Raw genomic sequence first — 17,107 nt, forward strand, 5'->3', positions numbered from 1 at the left:
CGGTGACCTCCGCTCCCCTCGCGCCCCCGCCCGGCGCCAGCGCGGCCCCCATCGACGGCCCCCCGCCGGTGGGAACGGACGTCGCCGTGACCCCCTCGACGCCCGTGATCGCCGAGCCGACCTACGTGCCGCCGCCCGCGCCGCCGGTCGTGTCGAGCGGCCGCTCCTCGGTGGTGGGAAGCTGGAACGCCAAGGACGCCACGGGCGCGACCTGCAAGGTCTCCCTGTCCAGCGCCCCCGCCCTCGACCTCTACAAGGCCAATGCCTCCGGCTGCGCCAACAAGGACCTCGCCAAGGTCACCGCCTGGGATTACCGCGACGGCGAGGTCTATCTCTACCAGCCCGGCGGCACCGTGACGGCCCGCCTGCGCCAGGGCGGCGGAGCCCTGGACGGAGCGCTCTCGAAGTCGGGCGCCTCGCTGGCATTGGCGCGGTAGGGCGAGAGCCCGGCATGCACACCCATCCCGAACGCCCGTGACGGATGGAGAGCCGATCTTCCGTCCGGAAGCGGGCACGATGACGATGTCCAGGTGCGCCTCTGGTGAGAGCCGGATGCGGCCGGACCGCTACCAGGCCGTGAAGATCAGTTCGCCGAATTGACGATGGTCCGCCCCGGTTCTGAACGCGATCTCGATCAGTCGATGAACCTCGCCGATGGCGACCCGTCTGCTATAGGACCCGCTCAGTTCCGGTTGCGGAAAGTCCATCAGGACGATTCGGAGATGGCCGGCATCGTCGACGTCATCGGGAACACCGGCCTCGAACAGAAACTGGATCGTCCTGTCCCGGCCGTCGATGAGCCCGAGGAAGTTGCCTTCAACGCCGCGGACTTCGTCGGACCAGAGCGTCATGGCCTCTCGAAGGTCGACCGTTCTGGGGTGATCGGAGCTCACGCCGTTTCCGCAATCGTCCCAGAACGCTCTCATCCGCACATCCTCGACCCTGCCTCGATCGCAAGTCCAGGCGGGTCTCGCAAAAGGCGCCCTCTCAGGGGCTCACCCGCAGCCCCAGCAGCCAGGTATTGGCGCTGAAGCTCGATCCGGCGGAGCTGCTGTCGATCTGCTGGTAGATGTAGCTGCCGCGCAGGGAGAGCCAGCGGTTGAAGCGGTAATCGAGCCGGGCGGTGGCCGAGAAGCCGCGCTCGGTGATGTTCACCCGGTCGTAGTCGCTGGCGAGGTAGCCGGCGCCCAGCGTGATCGACAGGTTGCGCAGCAGGTCGTGCTGGACCTCCAGGGTGGCCGCCTGGGTCAGCACGCCGCTCGATCCGGGGATCGCGGTCTCGATGATGCCGGTGGTCGCGTTGAGCCGCACGGTGGTGAGCGGGCTCGCCGTCCAGATCAGCGCCGCGTTGACGATGGGGGCGGTAAGGTCCTTCAGGCTCGGATCGACATAGGTCCGGTGCTGGAGGCCCGCGGAGACCTCTCCGCTGATGAAGCGGGTGAGGGCCACGCGCGCGCCGCCCGTCAGGGTGACGCCGTCGGAATCGCGCCGGATGCCGTTGGAATCGGTGCGCAGGTCGTAGACCCGGGTATCGGCCAGGACATCGACGAAGGGCGTGATGGTGGGCGAGATCTCGTAGGCGACGCGCAGCCGCAGGCCGTACTGGTTCAGGTTGCGGTCGCTCTGGTTCAGCACCGCGCCGTTCGACAGCGCCGCGTTCTCGAACTCGCTCCGGTCGATGAGGCCCCGCAGGGAGACCTGCAGCCGGTTGAAGGTCTCGGTGACGCCGATCGTCGTGCCGTAGCTCGCCACGATCGGGCGGTTCGACAGGGTCGCGTTGATGTCCGGCGAGCCGGGCCGCTGCGTGTCGACGAGGAAGCGGGTCTCCACGTCGATGCTGGTGCTGCGGTTGGCATCGAGGCGCAGGCGGACCGCGCCGGCGCCGTTGGGCCGGCTGGCGGCCTGGTTGTCGGGAAAGTCGAGATAGCCGCCGCGCAATTCGCCCGCGAGCTCATGGTTGGACCAGTCGCTGCGGAAGGCGAGCTCGCCCTCGGTGCGCAGGGCCAGGGATCCCTTGGCGCGGTTGGCGGTGATCTGGTCAGGATTGGTGTCGTAGCCGACGCTCTGCTGGAACACCGGCAGGAAGGTGAAGGTGCCGACCTTCACGCCGAGGGGGGCGTAGGCCTGGTCCACCGCGAGCGGCTGGCGCAGGGCCGCGCCGAGGAACGCACCCGGCGTGCTGATCCCGGCGAGCGGCAGCAGGGTCAGGGAGGGTGGCAGAGGCGGGGCGGGGGACGGGGTCGGCAATGGCGCGCCGACAACGGCGCTGCGGATCACCGGCGTGAGGCGCAGGTCCGGCGGCGGCGTCTGCACGATGGCGCGGACCGGCCGCACCGTGGCGAGGCCGAAGCGGCGCGGCGGGATCGCGCGCTGGCGCAGGATGTCGGTGAGCGTCCGGTTGTTGCCGGCTCTGGTGGTCGCGCTCGGCACCGGGGCGCGGGACCGCGGCCGGGCAGGGGCGCTGGACGGGCCGTCCCCCATCTGCGAGGCGGAATCGTCGATGGGGGAGAGCGCCCCCGTGGAGGCGTCGCCGGACGCGCCGCTGCCGCGCAGGGTCGGGCCGCCCTCGCTCGAGGCTCCGGACGCGGAGGAGGGGTTGCTGCTGCCGAAAGTTGCCGTGCCGGGCCGCGTCCCCCGGTTGGAGAGGGTCTGGTTGGACGGGGTCGGGATCGCCTGGGCCAGGGACTCTGCCCCCGGCAGGGCGATGGCGGCCGTCAGGACCAGGCCGTGAAGCCCTCCCTTGCGCCATCCAGCGATCGGCCCTGCACGCGTCACGGATGAATGTCTCTCCGCGGAGGGGTGAACACGGCCATCCGCTCGCGCATCCCGGGACCGGCGCGACGGACGTGGCGGTGAAGGTCCGTCACACCGGACACCGCGATCGAGACCGCGCGGCACCCTCGTGAGGACGGCCTTCGCCGACCTCAACGTGGTAAAAGAACAGGGTTAGCGTTGTCTTAAAGTCGAGCCGTCGACATCGGCAAAGGTCATTCCCACCCCCGGTACCTTTCGGGTCGGACGTTCCCGCGAAAAGAACAAAAAGCCCGGCACGCCATGACGGCGGCCGGGCTTAACTGGATTGAAAATGGCGCTCGCAAGAGGAGCCGAACCCCTGCCACGAAGGTATCGACCCCGCGTTCTCACCGTTAAACTATGCGAGCATCAACGGGAGTTGGGACCAAAGTATCGTTACTGCAAGGCCGGAAAACGCTTTCCATAAGGCGTAGGCCTCCAGGGTCCATGTAATCGGATGACTACCGACCGGAGCCGCTTCTTGGATTGATCCAGACAGTCGGGGGAAGCATCCAAGCAGGTGGTACGTCCGCATGACGAGATTGATCGGCATATAAATTTGTTTCAGGCATAACAACTGGAGCGTGCCCTATCACCGAATAAGATGGTGCATGCTGATGCTCGCTGGCCACATCCGCTGCCGGCAGCGCCAATTTTCGCGCATAGAGCTCAAGTACATACTTTTCAGCTATCTTTTCGATAGTAAAGTTATCGTACTTTTCGTTGGCGTCTGCCTGAAATTCGCAAGGAGGCTTAACGTGGAGCGACCACGGATTGGCCTCGGCCAAGAACCGCAGAACGTCTCCTGGGTTTTTTGCTAGCTCGCGGGCTTTGCCGACTTCCTCACGCATCAACTGAATGCGGCTATCAGCCAGCTCTCGAGATAGGAGATCCATCCCCCCCAACAGACTTTTCGGAACTTCGGAGCGCATAGCTAAGCCAACCACCCAAGCGTCCGATCGAACAAACTCAATAACGAGCCCAAGTGGGATCGCGCCCTCGGGCCGGGCGGGGTTAGGCCGGTACTCCACGTATGAGAAGTGGACCGTGTCCTTTGCAGGCATGACGTCTCTCCTTACAGGCCAAGAGAACTGCGCAGCTGATCGCGCCGTGTGACGAGACTCGCTACGATGTTCTCTCGGCGCTGTTCTTCCATGAATGCGTCGGGTATCCGACGCACGATTTCTTCGATCGTGGTTGACGGCAGCTTCTCAATCGCGAACACCGTTTCAGCGAGAATTGCGCCGTCGACTATCACTTCCTCTGGATATGGTCCTCTGCGTATAGAGGTGGGGTTCGCTGGCGCACATCCCCAGCCGTGCGACAATGAGAACGCGTAATCGATGTACGCACACCCAAAGCCTTGGGGGAGCGCCAACGATACGATCATGTTCCCCCCATTGATCCGATCAATGTTCTCTACCCAGCTATCAAAAGCCACCATCGCGGACGCCGCTTGCGTCAACGCTGGCATCATTCGCGTTACCGCGCTTGGCGCCTGTCGAGCATGATCCCATTTAAATGCGGCAGTAAATGGTAGGCGAGAAACAGCCCGACGTGCGGCACCGTCCTCCCATAGCACCAAAGGCGGCACCGGAAGCCCAAGATCGAATGCTAAGTCCGAGGCGATTTTTTCGTGGGCAGCGCGAAACGCGCCTCCTGAGTCCTTGGCATAGCCTTCAACAGATCCACACTGGACAAAGAAACCTTCGGCTTCTCCGCCAGCCGCTCCAGCTTGACCAATCTGCTGCCACGCATCGGCAGACACAAGGGTTGCGCGCCATTCAGCGGAGCAATCTCGCGCTTCATCGGAAAACCAGCGGATATCCATACGGAAATTATAGAGAGCAAAATTCACGAACGGCAATATGCCCGTTGGAATTAAGACCGAGCGTGTTTTTTCGCAGCTCGCCGTGAGAGACATCGGGGACGGCTAAGAACGACCATTAATAGTTTCAGCGGCTTAGGTGCATCTGAATTGGCGTTCTCTTAATGCAGAGAGCCGCCCGGTGACGTCAGCCGAGGCGGTGATAGGCCTTGAACCAGCGCACGAAGGCGGGAATGCCGATCTCGATCGGCGTCGTCGGGGCGTAGCCGAGGTCGCGGGCGATGGCGCCGAGATCGGCGTAGGTCTCCCGCACGTCGCCGGGCTGCATCGGCTCGGCCCGGCGGATCGCGGGCCGTCCGCAGGCTTCCTCCAGCACGTCGATCATGCGCAGGAGCGGCACGGACGTGTTGTTGCCGATGTTGTAGATCCGGTGCGGCGCATGGCTGCCGCCCGCCTTCTCGGCGCCGTCATCGGCGGGCGGGTTGTCGAGGCAGGCGAGGATGCCGGCGACGATGTCGTCGATATAGGTGAAGTCGCGCCGCATCGCCCCGTCGTTGAACACGCGGATCGGCTCGCCCGCGAAGATCGCCTTCGTGAACAGCCACAGGGCCATGTCGGGCCGCCCCCAGGGCCCGTAGACGGTGAAGAAGCGCAGGCCGGTCTGGGGCAGGCGATGGAGATGGGCGTAGGTCTCGCTCATCAGTTCGTCCGCCTTCTTGGTGGCGGCGTAGAGCGAGACCGGATGGTCGACGCGGTCCTCGACCCGGAAGGGAAGAGAGGTATTGCCGCCATAGACCGAGGAGGACGAGGCGTAGGCCAGGTGCGACACCGCCCGGTGGCGCGCGAATTCCAGGATGTTGAGATGGCCGACCACGTTGGCCTGGATGTAGGCGCGCGGGTTCTCGATGGAGTAGCGCACCCCGGCCTGCGCGCCGAGATGGACGATCCGGTCGATCGCGTGCCCGTCGAGCCCCCTGTCCAGGGCCTCGTGATCGGAGAAGTCGAGGGTGAGGAAGCGGAACGCGTCGCCCCGGCGCTCCTCGAGATCGGCGATCCGGTCGCGCTTGAGCGTCACCGGATAATAGTCGTTGAGATTGTCGATGCCGATCACGGTCTCGCCGCGCGCGAGCAGGCGGTCGGCCACGTGGTAGCCGATGAAGCCCGCCGCTCCGGTCAGGAGAATCGCCATTGTCGGGTCGAGGCCTCACCGTCGCCCGGACCGCCGGGAGGCGGTCCGGAAAGGTCCGTTCAGAGCCGGTCGTACAGTTCCTTGAGGCGCCCGCGATAGATCTCGGGGCTGTATTTCGCCGCCTGGACCTTGCCCATCTCGGAGAGGCGCCCGCGCAGGTCCGCATCCGAATCCACCGCACGGATCGCATCGGCGATGTCGCGGGCGTCGTAGGGGTTGATCAGCAGCGCGGCGTCACCCGCGACTTCCGGCGTCGAGCCCTCCTTGGAGGTGATGACCGGCGTGCCGAGCAGCATGGCCTCCAGCACCGGCAGGCCGAAGCCTTCGTAGAGGGAGGGGAACACCACGCCCTTGGCACCGCGGATAAGGCTGACGAGGAGCGAGAACGGCGCGTAGTCGAACCGCCGGATGCGGTCGCGCTGGTAGGTCATGTTGTCGATCTGCTCGAGATACGAGTTCGTCGTCGGATTGATGAACTTGAACTCGACATCCGACTTCCAGGCCGCGCCGCCGACGATGACGAGGGGCGCCGAGACCTGGCTCGCGAGATAGGCCTCGACGAGGCGGCCGACGTTCTTCTTGGGCTCGATGGCGCCGAAGAACAGGAAATAGCCCTTGTAGGGCAGTCCGAAGGCGCCCTCGATCTCGCGGCGGACCACGTCTTCGGGCTTCTCGGCGAACTTCTTCGGGATTTCCACCGACTGGTAGGTGTTGGTGATCCGGTGCTCGGGGCAGCCGAGCAGGTTGATGATGTCGCGGCGCGAGGTCTCGGACACGGTGACGATGTGGTCGGCATCCTTCACGATGCGCCGCATCAGGCGCAGGTAGCGCCGCTTGATGTCGCCGGTGGTGAAGGGCAGGCGCAGGGGCACGAGGTCGTGCAGGGTGTAGATGTTCTTGGCGCCCGGAACCCGGATCGGCAGCGGATAGGTCCAGTGCATGATGTCGGGCGTGCGCAGGCCGCTGACGCGCAGGGTGCGGTTGTAGGTCTTGAAATAGGCGAGCGCGACGTCGAACAGGTTCACGCTGTTCCAGATCTGGTCGAAATACGGCATCCGCGCTTCGAACGTCTTGCTGATGACGGTGCCGGTGATCGGCACCTTCACCGCCCGCCGCCCAAGGGGCGAGGTCAGCTGGTCGCGGATGTAGCGCAGGATCACCAGCCATTGCGGCGGGACACCCACCGCCGGATCGAAGAACGAGATCTCGCGCAGCAGCGGGTCGATGCCCGGCGAGGCGCGGGTCCCGTAGAGGACGTCGGTCCGGTAGCCGAGCTCGTGCAGCTCGTAGCTCAGGTTGCGGGCGTAGGTGGCGACGCCCGTCCCCTTCTCCAGGCCGAGATTGTACCCATCCAACATCACACTTTTAGGCATTCCGGACTTCCTCGGATGGTTCTGCGATGGGTCGTTGGCGACACGGATGAGGGAGTCGGACCGGACGTCGTCATCGTCCCGACGCTCCGGTCCCCCGTCTCGGGCTCCCTCGTCCCGCGTGCGGGCCGTGCTCTAGAACTTGAGCGCCTTGAGCACCCTCGGTTCGACGGGCCAGGGCGCGGCCTCGAACGCGACCGCCTTCGGCAGCGGGAAGGCCTCGAACAGGCCTTCGGGCGAGTAGGTCAGCGGCCGCCACGTGGCCTTGATCCAGTCCAGCGCCTTGTCCCATTCCGGCTTGGCGCGCCGCTCCAGGCAGAAGGCGTTGAGCCGGGTCACGCCGGCCCCGAGATAGAAGTCCCGCACACGGTGATCGACCTTCTCCGCATCGTCGTCGAGCTTGAGTTCGCGGCCCTCGCCCGCGCCGTAGGTGGCGAACCATGCACAGGGAATGCCGTAGCATTCCGCGATCACGAGGCCGTGGAGCGAGGTGGAGAGGATGTGCCGGCAGGACACGATCTCCTCGACCTTGGCGCGGAGCGACGGGGTATCGCGCTCGGTGATCGTGTTGATGATCCGGATGTCGCCCTTGCGCTCGGGCGGGATGCCGTAGCGCGTCATCACGTCGAGGACCGTGGCGGCGGGGTCCTGCGAGGCCAGTTCGGTCAGGTGGACGATGACGCCGATCTCATGGGTCTTGGCCACGTGGTCCATGGGCCAGAGCCTGGGCAGCAGGTAGACGGGATCGCCGTAGATCTCCGGCACCGCGATGCCCTGCGCCCTCAGCACGGCGCCGGTCTTGGGCCCGCGCACGGCATGGACGTGGAACTCGGTGCCGGCCGGCCGCTGGTACGGGGCCGGGTTCGGATTGCCGGGGCAGCGCTGCGCGTCGAGGCCGGTGCCCCACATGTGGAGCGTGCCGTTGCTCACCGCATGGCCGATGGTTCCGACCGCCACGAGGCGCTCGGAATCGCTGTCGAAGGCCGCGTGCCGCACGACGCGCCCGGAGATCGAGGCGACCATGACGGCGCTCAGCGCGTCGCCGAAATTGGCGTAGGGGAACTTCTTCGAGCTGGCCGCCCAGGCCAGGGGAACCGAGCCGGGCGGCAGCGTCGATTTAATGCGCTTCAGGAGCGCGGCGGAGCTCTTTTTTTTTTCTACCGCCGCCGCAGAGGCCAGGCCAGCGTCTTCGCCAGCCGGCTCGCGAGCGGTCTTCCCGACCACAGGCTTTTCAGCGCCAGGCTTGGCAGCGCCAGATTTGGCAGCGCCAGATTTGGCAGCCGGCTCGGGAGCGCCCTTGGCAGGTTCGTCAGGAAATCGGGCGGCGGCCACCTTGGCGCCTCCCGGGAATTCCTTGCGGTCGACTCGGTTCAGCTCGCCGACATCGTGGCGCAGCTTCAGGTCGGTGAGGGCCTTGTGCTCCCAGATCGTCTCGCCGGGGGCGGCGGAGATCGGGCTGAGATCGACGGGGAAGGCGTTGATCAGGGCATCGCCGTCGAAGCTCTTGGGCGACCAGGTCTGGTCGATCGCCTTCATGATCGCGGGCCAGTCGCTCGGCTTGGCGCGGGGCTGGTTGAACACGTCGATCTTCGGCAGGCCGAGGCCGGTATAGAGATCGACGATGCGCAGGTCGACGTCGCCACCGGGGACGAGTTCCACCGATTGCAGCCCGTCCTTCGGCAGGCTCGGGGCGAAATACAGGCAGGGGATGCCGTAGGATTCCGCGATCACCATGCCGTGGAGGCTGGTGGAGACGATGCGCTCGCAGGAGAGGATCTCGTCGATCTTCGATTGCAGGGCGCCGACATGCAGCTCGGTGACGGTGGTGATGAGATGGATGTCGTCGGCGAGCTCGGCGGGGATCCTGAAGCGCGCGATCTCCTTGCGCGGCACGGCCTCCATCTCGCGGTTGGCGAGCTCCGACAGGTGCAGGATGACGCCGAGCTTGTAGCGCTTCTTGACCGTCGGCTTGTAGAACCGGGGCAGCAGCCAGACCGGATCGCCGTAGGGCACCGCATGCGACAGCGTCTTGGCCGAGAGGAGCGATTCCGAGACCGGTCCGCGGGTCGCGGTGACGGTGAAATGCGATTCCGCCGAGGGGACGAACGGCTTCTTCTCCGCCGCGGGTGCCGACGGGTTGGCCCAGTTCGAGCAGCCCGTGCCCCAGAACCAGACCTCGCCGTTGGCGAATCCGTGCCCGATCGTGCCGACGCAGGCGAGGCGGGGCCCGAAGGATTTCATCGGCGCCCTGCGGATCGGCTTGCCCGACAGCAGCGCGATCATCACCGGGCTCAGGGCATCGCCGAAGTTGAGATAGTTCATGTCCAGGGTCGAACCGGCCCAGGCCAGAGGAATCTCGCCTTTCTCGCGCACGTGCCGGGTGATGGATGTCGCCATGATCACGTCCTTGCTCTTTGATTTTCTAAACGAAAACAATGATCGCATCGTCATGGCATGGTCCGGACCCGCGAGCATCGATGGAACCGATGCTCATGTGCTCCTCCCATCGCAGCCGAGGGAACGGCCACGCACAAATGACATCGACGCTCTATCGACTATACGCGCTTCGTCTCGACGACATCATCGAGACGGGCCCGACGGTGGACGCTCGGTTTATTCCGCATTTGCATGCCCGATACCAAGCCCGTCGACCCCCTCAAGTCATTGGTGCGTCTGATTAAGGCGGATTCCCCAGGGTGTCCAGGGCGGGATGTGGCGGCAATGGCATGACCGCAGGGCGGGAAACCTCCCGTCCCGCATCCGTCCCGGCACCGGTCGGCGCGAGCCTCCGGCATCACGGCGCGGACTGCGTGACGCGCTGCCTCGCGCCCTCCGAGGGCGACACGACGCGGCGCGGCGGTGCCGGCTGCTTCACCGTCCGGCCGGTCCCGGCCCGCTCGTCGAACCGCTGCAGGGCCGACACGACCTGCCGCCCGGTCTCCGTCCACTTGGTCGGCCGGAAGTTCCTGTCGATCTCGCGCTCCTTCTGGCGCAGCAGTTCCGGATCGGTCGCGTAGGCCCGGATCTTGTCGGCCCATTCGCGCGGCATGTGGGGCGTGGCGTAATCGACGAAATGCTGGCCGACCTCGGGCAGGGAGGTGGTCCTCGAGACGATGCCGAACTTGCCGAAGCTCAGGGCCTCGGCGACCGGCAGGCCCCAGCCCTCGTATCGGGACGGGAACACGAACATCTGGCAATTCTTGTAGAGGGTCCGCAACGCCAGATCGTCGACCTTGGCGAGGAAGTGGAGCTTCCTGGCCAGCGGCGTCCGGCGCACGATGGCCCGCAGCATCATCCGCTTCTTGCGCTTGCTGTGCCCGACGCAGACGAGGCTCGGGGCCTCCTGTTCCCGGCCCTTGAAGGCCAGCGACCAGGCCTTGATGACGACCCGATGGTTCTTCCGCGGATGCACGGAGGAGACGTAGAGGATGTAGGGCTGGGCCACCTTGAGCGGTTTGGGCGGGGTGTTGTCGCCGATCTGCGACACGCCGAAATCGAGCGTCACGATCCGCCCGCAATCGAATCCCTGATAGGCGATCAGGGCCTCGGCGGTGGCGTGGGAGGGCGTGAAGATCACGTCCGCCGTCTCGAGGACGAGGTCGATCCAGCGCTTGAAAGTCGCGTGCGCCGACCGGAAGGTGAGCTTCGGCCGCTCGATCGGCAGCATGTCGTGGACGAGGACCGCCTTGCGGCACGCGATATCGGCGGATTTCAACGCGCTGACGATGCCGGCGTAGTTCGAGCGCGACCAGCTCGCCCCGAGCATGACCAGCCACTGGTTGGCCCGGGGCATGGAGATGTCGGCGGCGGCGGCGGCCTGGCCCTTGAAGATGCGGACGTAGCTCAGCTCCTCCACCGCCTTGGCGACGAGGGAGCGGCCCTGAACCGTGTTGGTCCGGCCATAGGCCTCGATGAGTTCCAGCATCGGGGCGCCGATGGGGGCGAGCCGCCTCTTGAACGGTGTGATGCCGATGGGGGTGATGACACAGTCGCGATCGTCGGCCTGGATCGCGCTGGTGATCTCGTAGACGACGCGCTGGATACCGGTGATCGGAAGTCCTCTTTTGAAGAAGGAAACCAGATCCGTGTAGTCCATCAGGATGTTTTCGACGGTCATGGAACCAGCATCGCGGATTCGACGATCGACAAACACTCACGCATGACATTCAGCGCTCTCTGACCGCCCCCGTAGTCAGCGATTTCTGCCATCGTTCGAAACGCCCCGCTTGTTCGAAAACGCAAAGGCCATGTGGGAGGACTTGGCGCCCAAAATATGGCACTTCGATTCCCACCGGTCGAGGCTACCGCATCGCACCAACCCCGCATAGCCGGCCGTGCGACATGGAACGCCCTTCGGCCGCGACGGCGAAGCGGGAGTGTGAAGAGAAGCGGAACTGGACGCGGTGAGCGGGCTATGCCGGGAGCGCTCGGGCCTGGACCGTCGGTCACCTGTCCGGCACTGGATCGTCCTGGAACAGGTATTTGGCTCCCCGAGTAGGACTCGAACCTACGACAAAGCGATTAACAGTCGCTTGCTCTACCAACTGAGCTATCGGGGACCACGGCCGGGTCTCTACACACGGCTCACGCAGGATGCAAGGGCCGTCGGCATGTTTGTCGGCTTTGTTCGCGGCATCGCACGGCATCGGGCCGGCGCGGCGGAATCCCCGTTGCGGATGGGGCTCGGGCTCTGTAAGAGACCCGTCACCCCGGATCGGCCGCTCGATCCGGCGGCGCCGTTCCCTCGTCGAAGAGGGACGTGCCAGAGGCCTCGTGGCGGAGTGGTTACGCAGAGGACTGCAAATCCTTGCACCCCGGTTCGATTCCGGGCGAGGCCTCCATTCTACCCTAAGCGCAGTTGAGATTTCCCGCGCGTCCCGCCGAGGCGGCATTCGCTCACCCTACACCTGAATCATTCGAAGTCCTGGCCCAAGCGCCATCACGGATGGGTTCCGATCCCGTAGCGGCCCATCGAGATCGCAATCTTGAGGGCATCATATCGAATCCAAACGCCGCACCCGTCACCCCACGAGATCGTCGATCGTCAGCTTCAGCGCGTCGGCAATCTTCCGCAGGGTATCGACGGTCCCTTCGCGCTTCCCCGTCTCGATCTGAGAGAGGAAGGGCTTCGCGATCCCAGCCTTCTCGGCCAAGGCCTTGGCAGACAGGCCGCGATGCTCGCGCCAGACGCGGATACGGTTCTCGCCATCGAGAATGCGGTCCGCGATCTCGGAGGGGACAAGCTCTTCTTCGCCGGAAGCCAGGCGCTTCTCGAAGCGGTCGAACGCCGCATTGTCGGCGGCATCTGCGGCGGCCTCGACGAGCGCGGTATACTCGGCCTCGGACATGAGAACGAGGCGCTCCCCCGCAGGGGTAACGATGGTCTGAGCGTTCATGGTCATGCCCTCCTGGCATTGGCCGTGGTTTCAGTCGTAGGCTCCTCCTCTCGGGGCAACCTTCACGACGGCGACGACCACGCCGGTTTCGGCAAACAGCACGCGCCAGTCACCGACGCGAAGACGACGGCGATTGTCGTGCCCCTGCAGCGTCTTGACATTGTTCGCCAGCGAGACCGGGTCGTCGGCGTATTGCTTCACCTTCGCGCGGATGAGCTTCGAGACGTTGGCCGGCATCCGGCTCAGCGTCTTGATGGCCTCCTTGCTGTAAGCGATCCGGCGCATGCCGATTTGGTAGCATATCGCTAATCTCTTGGAAATAGCAGAGTGCTAGTCGACGCCATCTGTGTGCTCGAAAATGGATCGCTTACTGTCCCATTCTAGACCGCGGCGGTGGCCAACAGTACTAGGAAGTCTGATTCCCTCATGATCCTGATAGGATGGCCCTCGGCGATCATCTTCTCTGCCTTCATGTGCTTGGCGCTTTTCCCAGAGGAGCCTACGCGCCGGGCGTCCTGATCTCCTACAACCAAGAGAGTGGTGAATTTCGTTACCGATGGCGCCACGGCATAGCCGGCATTGGCAGCCAGAATAGCCATCTCACTTTTCAACATCGAAAGTGTCCCGGTCATCACAAGCACTTCGCCAGCCAAGGGGCCGTCGGCGATCCCGGCTTTCGTTTGACCTGCTCTGTAAGTTACGGAATGAGGAATGCCGCTGATTGGAAGGCGAACTCGTTTCGTCCATTTATCCAAGTCTATACCGCTATCAGCAATGGCCCGCATCATGATGATCCCAGATGCTCTGGCATCTTCACGTGCATCGTGGTGGCGGAATTGGATTCCGAAGGCTCTAGCAAGACTCCGCAATCCGTATCCGCCAGACCCCGCAAATTCAGGCCACGACCTTCTAGCGACCATCACGGTATCGAGCCACTGACAGTCAAGCGGGGGATGGCTATGCTTTATAGCTGCCCGCTGAAAGGCGGTGCGATCAAAGTGGTGATGATGAATGACGACATTTTTCGTCAGGGCTCGGGATATCACCGGCAATAATTCTCCCATTTTAGGAGAACCTGTTACTTTTTCTGCAGTAATGCCATGAATGGCGACGTTCATCGGGTCGAAATAGTCCTCTGGATCAACGAGGAAGTGCGTATCCGATACCGGCAACCCGTTCTCAAACCTCACCAGACCCACAGCGCAGATGCTGGCCATATCAGGATTCGCTGTTTCGACGTCCAACGCAATGAAGTTCATGCTCTGGCCCTCTCATTGAGCCGCTTAGGCGGGCACTGACCAGGATACAACCATAACTAGTTGAAGCTGACGATGGCTCGCCTCATTCCGGCGCGTCCGTCCAGTCGAACGAGCGCGTCACGGCCTTGCCCCAGGCGGCGTAGAGGCGGTTGCGCTCGGCCTCGTCCAGGCGCGGGTGCCAGCGGTGGTCGACGCCCCAATTGGCCACGAGGTCGCCGGTACCGGCCCAGTACCCCGTGGCGAGGCCCGCCGCGTAGGCGGCGCCCAGCGCCGTGGTCTCCGTCACCTTCGGGCGCAGCACCGGCACGGCGAGGAGGCTCGCCTGGAATTGCATCAGGAGGTCGTTGCCGACCATGCCGCCATCGGCCCGGAGCTCGGTGATGGGAATGCCCGAATCCGTCTCCATCGCCTCGATGACCTCGCGGGTCTGGTAGGCGGTGGCCTCCAGGGCGGCGCGGGCGATATGGCCCTTGTTGGCGTAGCGGGTGAGGCCGGCGATGATGCCGCGGGCGCTCTCGCGCCAATGCGGCGCGTAGAGCCCCGAGAAGGCCGGCACGAAATACACGTCGCCATTGTCCTCCACCGTGCGGGCGAGGGGCTCGATCTCGGCGCTGTCGCGGATCAGGCCGAGATTGTCGCGCAGCCACTGGACCAGGGCGCCGGTGATGGCGATCGAGCCTTCGAGGGCATAGACCGGCGCCGCGTCGCCGAGCCGGTAGGCGAGGGTGGTGACGAGGCCGCGGGTGGAGGGCACCGGCGCCGCGCCGGTGTTCATCAGCACGAAGCAGCCGGTGCCGTAGGTGTTCTTGGCCTCGCCCGGCGCGAAACAGGCCTGGCCGAACAGCGCGGCCTGCTGGTCGCCGAGGATGCCGGCGATGGGCACGCCGGGGAAGGGACGTACCGTCTCGCCGTAGACCGCGCTCGACGAGACGATCCGCGGCAGCATCGCCCGCGGGATCGCGAAGGCCGAGATCATCCCGGCATCCCAGTCGAGGCTGTCGAGGGCCATGAGCTGGGTGCGGCTGGCATTGGTCGCGTCGGTGACGTGCAGGCCGCCCTCGGGACCGCCGGTGAGGTTCCAGACGAGCCAGGTGTCCATGGTGCCGAACAGGACGTCTCCCGCTTCCGCCCCCGCCCGCGCGCCGGGCACCCGGTCGAGGAGCCAGGCGAGCTTGAGGCCGGAGAAGTAGCTCGCGAGCGGCAGGCCGGTGACCGCGCGGAACCGGTCCTTGCCGCCGTCGCGGGCGAAGCCCGCCACCAGCCCGTCCACCCGCGTATCCTGCCAGACCAGGGCGTTGTGGAGCGGCCGCCCGGTGGCGCGGTCCCAGATCAGCGTGGTCTCGCGCTGGTTGGTGATGCCGATGGAGACGAGGTCCGAGGGCTGCAGCCCCGCCTTCTCCAGGGCCTCGCGCATCACGGTCCGGGTGTTGCGCCAGATCTCGTTGGCGTCGTGCTCCACATGGCCGGGACGGGGGTAGATCTGCTCGTGCTCGCGCTGGGCCACCGCGACGATCGCGCCGCCGCGATCGAAGACGATGAAGCGCGTGCTGGTCGTGCCCTGGTCGATCGCACCGACATAGCGGGACATGGCGGTCTCCCCTCCTCGATGGCGCGAATCCCGGTCAGGCCGCCTCGGGCTCGGACACGGATTTGGCCTTGGCCTCCATATAGGCGTCGAGCCGCGCCCGTCCCTCGGGCGGCAGGTGCAGGCCGAGCTTCGAGCGGCGCCAGAGGATGTCCTCCGCGCTGCGCGCCCATTCCCGGTCGATCAGGTAATCCACCTCGGCCCCGGTGAGCCCTGCCCCGAACTCCGTCCCGAGATCGGCGAGGGTCCGGGCCGGGCCGACGAGATCGTCCGTCCGGGTGCCGTAGGCCCGGGCGAGGCGCCGCGCCATCGCGGGCGGAAGGAAGGGCCGGCGCGCCGTAAGACCGGCGAGGAACCCCTCGAAATCGGCGCCCGTCATGTCGCCGCCCGGCAGTGGCGCATCGCCGGTCCAGGCGGGCTTCATCCCCGGCCGATAGGGGGCGAGCTTCCCCAGCGCGTGTTCGGCGAGGCGCCGGTAGGTGGTGATCTTGCCGCCGAAGACCGAGAGGACGGGCAGCCGCCCGTCCGCGTCGGAGACGTCGAGGACGTAGTCGCGGGTGACGGCAGAGGCCTCCGCGGCGTCGTCGTCGAAGAGCGGGCGGACGCCCGAGAAGCTCCAGACCACGTCGTCGGGGCCGATGCGCGCCCGGAACGACCGGTTGATGCAGTCGCAGAGATAGAGAATCTCGTCCTCGGAGATGCGGACGGGCCCGGCTTCGCCGGCATGGGGCACGTCCGTGGTGCCGATGAGGGTGAAGGCGCCCTCGTAGGGGATCGCGAAGACGATGCGCCCGTCGGGCTGCTGCAGGATGTAGGCGTGGTCGCCGTCATAGAGTCGCCCGACGACGATGTGGCTGCCCTTGACGAGCCTCACCGCCGCCCGGCTGTCGAGGCCGAGCGTGCGCCCCAGGGTCTCGCTCACCCAGGGACCGGCCGCGTTGACGATCATCCCCGCCCGCACGGCCTCGCTGCGGCCGGTCCCCACGTCGCGGATCGTGGCGGCCCAGGCCGTCCCGTCGCGGCGGGCGGTCTCCACGGCGGTGCGGGTGCGGATGACGGCGCCGCGCTCCCGCGCATCCATGGCGTTGAGCACCACGAGGCGGCTGTCCTCGACCCAGCAATCCGAATAGGCGAAGCCCCGTGTCAGGCGCTCCTGCAGCGGCGCGCCGAATGCCGAGCGTCGCATGGCCACCGAGGCGGAGCCGGGCAGGGCGCCGAGACGGGCGAGGTGGTCGTAGAGGAACAGGCCGAGCCGCAGCATCCAGGCGGGGCGCAGGCCCTCGTCATGCGGCAGGACGAAGCGCAGCGGCCAGATGATGTGGGGCGCCAGCCGCAGCAGGCGCCCGCGCTCGGCCAGGGCCTCCCGCACCAGCCGGAACTCGTAATGTTCGAGGTATCTCAACCCGCCATGGATGAGATTCGTCGAGGCGGACGAGGTGAATTCGGCGAGATCGCCTCTCTCGCAGAGCAGCACCCGAAGGCCGCGCCCGGCGGCGTCTCGCGCGATGCCCGTACCGTTGATGCCGCCGCCGATGACGAGCAGATCGTAGTGGGTGGGGTCCAAGCCCTGTCCTTTCGAAGCCTTTGCTTCCTATCAGGGTGTTGAAGAAGCCGGCCAACGGCGGGCGATGAAGGGTATTTCGTCGCCGCGGTGGGCGCGGATTTCGCCTCGAAGCGATCCGTCAGC

14 protein-coding genes and 3 tRNA genes are annotated in these 17,107 nt (G+C 65.7%); 2 read left to right on the top strand and 15 right to left on the bottom strand.

Annotated elements, in window-relative coordinates; translation table 11 throughout:
• Positions 1-437, top strand: a 437-nt coding sequence (locus tag ACFQ4G_RS21160; RefSeq protein ID WP_379041032.1) for an AprI/Inh family metalloprotease inhibitor, incomplete at its 5' end; no start/stop codon positions are given.
• A gap of 129 nt (positions 438-566) precedes the next feature.
• On the opposite strand, the gene ACFQ4G_RS21165 is transcribed toward ACFQ4G_RS21160, so the two are convergent.
• The 10 genes from ACFQ4G_RS21165 to ACFQ4G_RS21210 all read right to left on the bottom strand — a co-directional run bounded on the left by ACFQ4G_RS21165 (position 567) and on the right by ACFQ4G_RS21210 (position 11,739).
• The gene (locus ACFQ4G_RS21165; protein WP_238208690.1) at positions 567-851 is read right to left on the bottom strand and encodes a hypothetical protein; all 285 of its coding nucleotides are present in this window, start codon (positions 849-851) and stop codon (positions 567-569) included.
• A 136-nt stretch (positions 852-987) separates the two neighbouring features.
• A complete protein-coding gene (locus ACFQ4G_RS21170) occupies positions 988-2,775 on the bottom strand; it encodes an outer membrane beta-barrel protein (RefSeq protein ID WP_238208691.1) in 1,788 nt (595 codons plus the stop codon).
• A gap of 311 nt (positions 2,776-3,086) precedes the next feature.
• Positions 3,087-3,161: transfer RNA gene (locus tag ACFQ4G_RS21175), tRNA-Ile, on the bottom strand.
• Positions 3,162-3,254: 93 nt separating this feature from the next.
• Positions 3,255-3,857: a hypothetical protein gene (locus ACFQ4G_RS21180; protein ID WP_238208692.1), complete on the bottom strand. Its 603-nt coding sequence runs from the start codon at positions 3,855-3,857 to the stop codon at positions 3,255-3,257.
• 11 nt (positions 3,858-3,868) lie between these two features.
• Complete coding sequence (locus ACFQ4G_RS21185) at positions 3,869-4,651, bottom strand: hypothetical protein (protein ID WP_238208693.1); 783 nt, start codon at positions 4,649-4,651, stop codon at positions 3,869-3,871.
• A 157-nt stretch (positions 4,652-4,808) separates the two neighbouring features.
• On the bottom strand, positions 4,809-5,810 hold the full coding sequence (locus ACFQ4G_RS21190) for an NAD-dependent epimerase/dehydratase family protein (protein ID WP_238208694.1): 1,002 nt from the start codon (positions 5,808-5,810) through the stop codon (positions 4,809-4,811).
• Positions 5,811-5,869: 59 nt separating this feature from the next.
• A complete protein-coding gene (locus tag ACFQ4G_RS21195) occupies positions 5,870-7,168 on the bottom strand; it encodes a glycosyltransferase (protein WP_379041038.1) in 1,299 nt (432 codons plus the stop codon).
• Between the two features lie 147 nt (positions 7,169-7,315).
• Positions 7,316-9,577, bottom strand: coding sequence for a polysaccharide pyruvyl transferase family protein (locus ACFQ4G_RS21200; RefSeq protein ID WP_238208696.1), 2,262 nt, complete (start codon positions 9,575-9,577; stop codon positions 7,316-7,318).
• A 397-nt stretch (positions 9,578-9,974) separates the two neighbouring features.
• The gene (locus ACFQ4G_RS21205; protein ID WP_238208697.1) at positions 9,975-11,297 is read right to left on the bottom strand and encodes a glycosyltransferase family 4 protein; all 1,323 of its coding nucleotides are present in this window, start codon (positions 11,295-11,297) and stop codon (positions 9,975-9,977) included.
• 366 nt (positions 11,298-11,663) lie between these two features.
• A tRNA-Asn gene (locus ACFQ4G_RS21210) sits at positions 11,664-11,739 on the bottom strand.
• A 208-nt stretch (positions 11,740-11,947) separates the two neighbouring features.
• Here ACFQ4G_RS21210 and ACFQ4G_RS21215 point away from each other — a divergent pair.
• Positions 11,948-12,021 (top strand) — tRNA-Cys (locus ACFQ4G_RS21215).
• A 180-nt stretch (positions 12,022-12,201) separates the two neighbouring features.
• On the opposite strand, the gene ACFQ4G_RS21220 is transcribed toward ACFQ4G_RS21215, so the two are convergent.
• The 5 genes from ACFQ4G_RS21220 to glpD form a co-directional block, all read right to left on the bottom strand.
• A complete protein-coding gene (locus ACFQ4G_RS21220; RefSeq protein WP_238208698.1) occupies positions 12,202-12,576 on the bottom strand; it encodes a helix-turn-helix domain-containing protein in 375 nt (124 codons plus the stop codon).
• Positions 12,577-12,606: 30 nt separating this feature from the next.
• Complete coding sequence (locus ACFQ4G_RS21225; RefSeq protein ID WP_238208699.1) at positions 12,607-12,861, bottom strand: type II toxin-antitoxin system RelE family toxin; 255 nt, start codon at positions 12,859-12,861, stop codon at positions 12,607-12,609.
• Between the two features lie 95 nt (positions 12,862-12,956).
• Positions 12,957-13,835 (bottom strand): exonuclease domain-containing protein, encoded by an 879-nt coding sequence (locus ACFQ4G_RS21230; RefSeq protein ID WP_238208700.1) that lies wholly within the window; start codon positions 13,833-13,835, stop codon positions 12,957-12,959.
• Positions 13,836-13,917: 82 nt separating this feature from the next.
• A complete protein-coding gene (gene glpK / locus ACFQ4G_RS21235) occupies positions 13,918-15,423 on the bottom strand; it encodes a glycerol kinase GlpK (RefSeq protein WP_238208701.1) in 1,506 nt (501 codons plus the stop codon).
• A gap of 34 nt (positions 15,424-15,457) precedes the next feature.
• Positions 15,458-16,984, bottom strand: coding sequence for a glycerol-3-phosphate dehydrogenase (glpD, locus tag ACFQ4G_RS21240; RefSeq protein WP_238208702.1), 1,527 nt, complete (start codon positions 16,982-16,984; stop codon positions 15,458-15,460).
• Positions 16,985-17,107 lie beyond the last annotated feature (123 nt).

The organism is Methylobacterium marchantiae, assembly GCF_042679825.1.
GTDB classification, from domain to species: domain Bacteria; phylum Pseudomonadota; class Alphaproteobacteria; order Rhizobiales; family Beijerinckiaceae; genus Methylobacterium; species Methylobacterium marchantiae.

Bases quoted from the DNA above. Each gene is read 5' to 3' on its own strand.
- ACFQ4G_RS21165 (WP_238208690.1), bottom strand. From the start codon at position 851: ATGACGCTCTGGTCCGACGAAGTCCGCGGCGTTGAAGGCAACTTCCTC.
- ACFQ4G_RS21180 (WP_238208692.1), bottom strand. From the start codon at position 3,857: ATGCCTGCAAAGGACACGGTCCACTTCTCATACGTGGAGTACCGGCCT.
- ACFQ4G_RS21190 (WP_238208694.1), bottom strand. From the start codon at position 5,810: ATGGCGATTCTCCTGACCGGAGCGGCGGGCTTCATCGGCTACCACGTG.
- ACFQ4G_RS21195 (WP_379041038.1), bottom strand. From the start codon at position 7,168: ATGTTGGATGGGTACAATCTCGGCCTGGAGAAGGGGACGGGCGTCGCC.
- ACFQ4G_RS21200 (WP_238208696.1), bottom strand. From the start codon at position 9,577: ATGGCGACATCCATCACCCGGCACGTGCGCGAGAAAGGCGAGATTCCT.
- ACFQ4G_RS21205 (WP_238208697.1), bottom strand. From the start codon at position 11,297: ATGACCGTCGAAAACATCCTGATGGACTACACGGATCTGGTTTCCTTC.
- ACFQ4G_RS21220 (WP_238208698.1), bottom strand. From the start codon at position 12,576: ATGAACGCTCAGACCATCGTTACCCCTGCGGGGGAGCGCCTCGTTCTC.
- ACFQ4G_RS21225 (WP_238208699.1), bottom strand. From the start codon at position 12,861: ATGCGCCGGATCGCTTACAGCAAGGAGGCCATCAAGACGCTGAGCCGG.
- ACFQ4G_RS21230 (WP_238208700.1), bottom strand. From the start codon at position 13,835: ATGAACTTCATTGCGTTGGACGTCGAAACAGCGAATCCTGATATGGCC.
- glpK (WP_238208701.1), bottom strand. From the start codon at position 15,423: ATGTCCCGCTATGTCGGTGCGATCGACCAGGGCACGACCAGCACGCGC.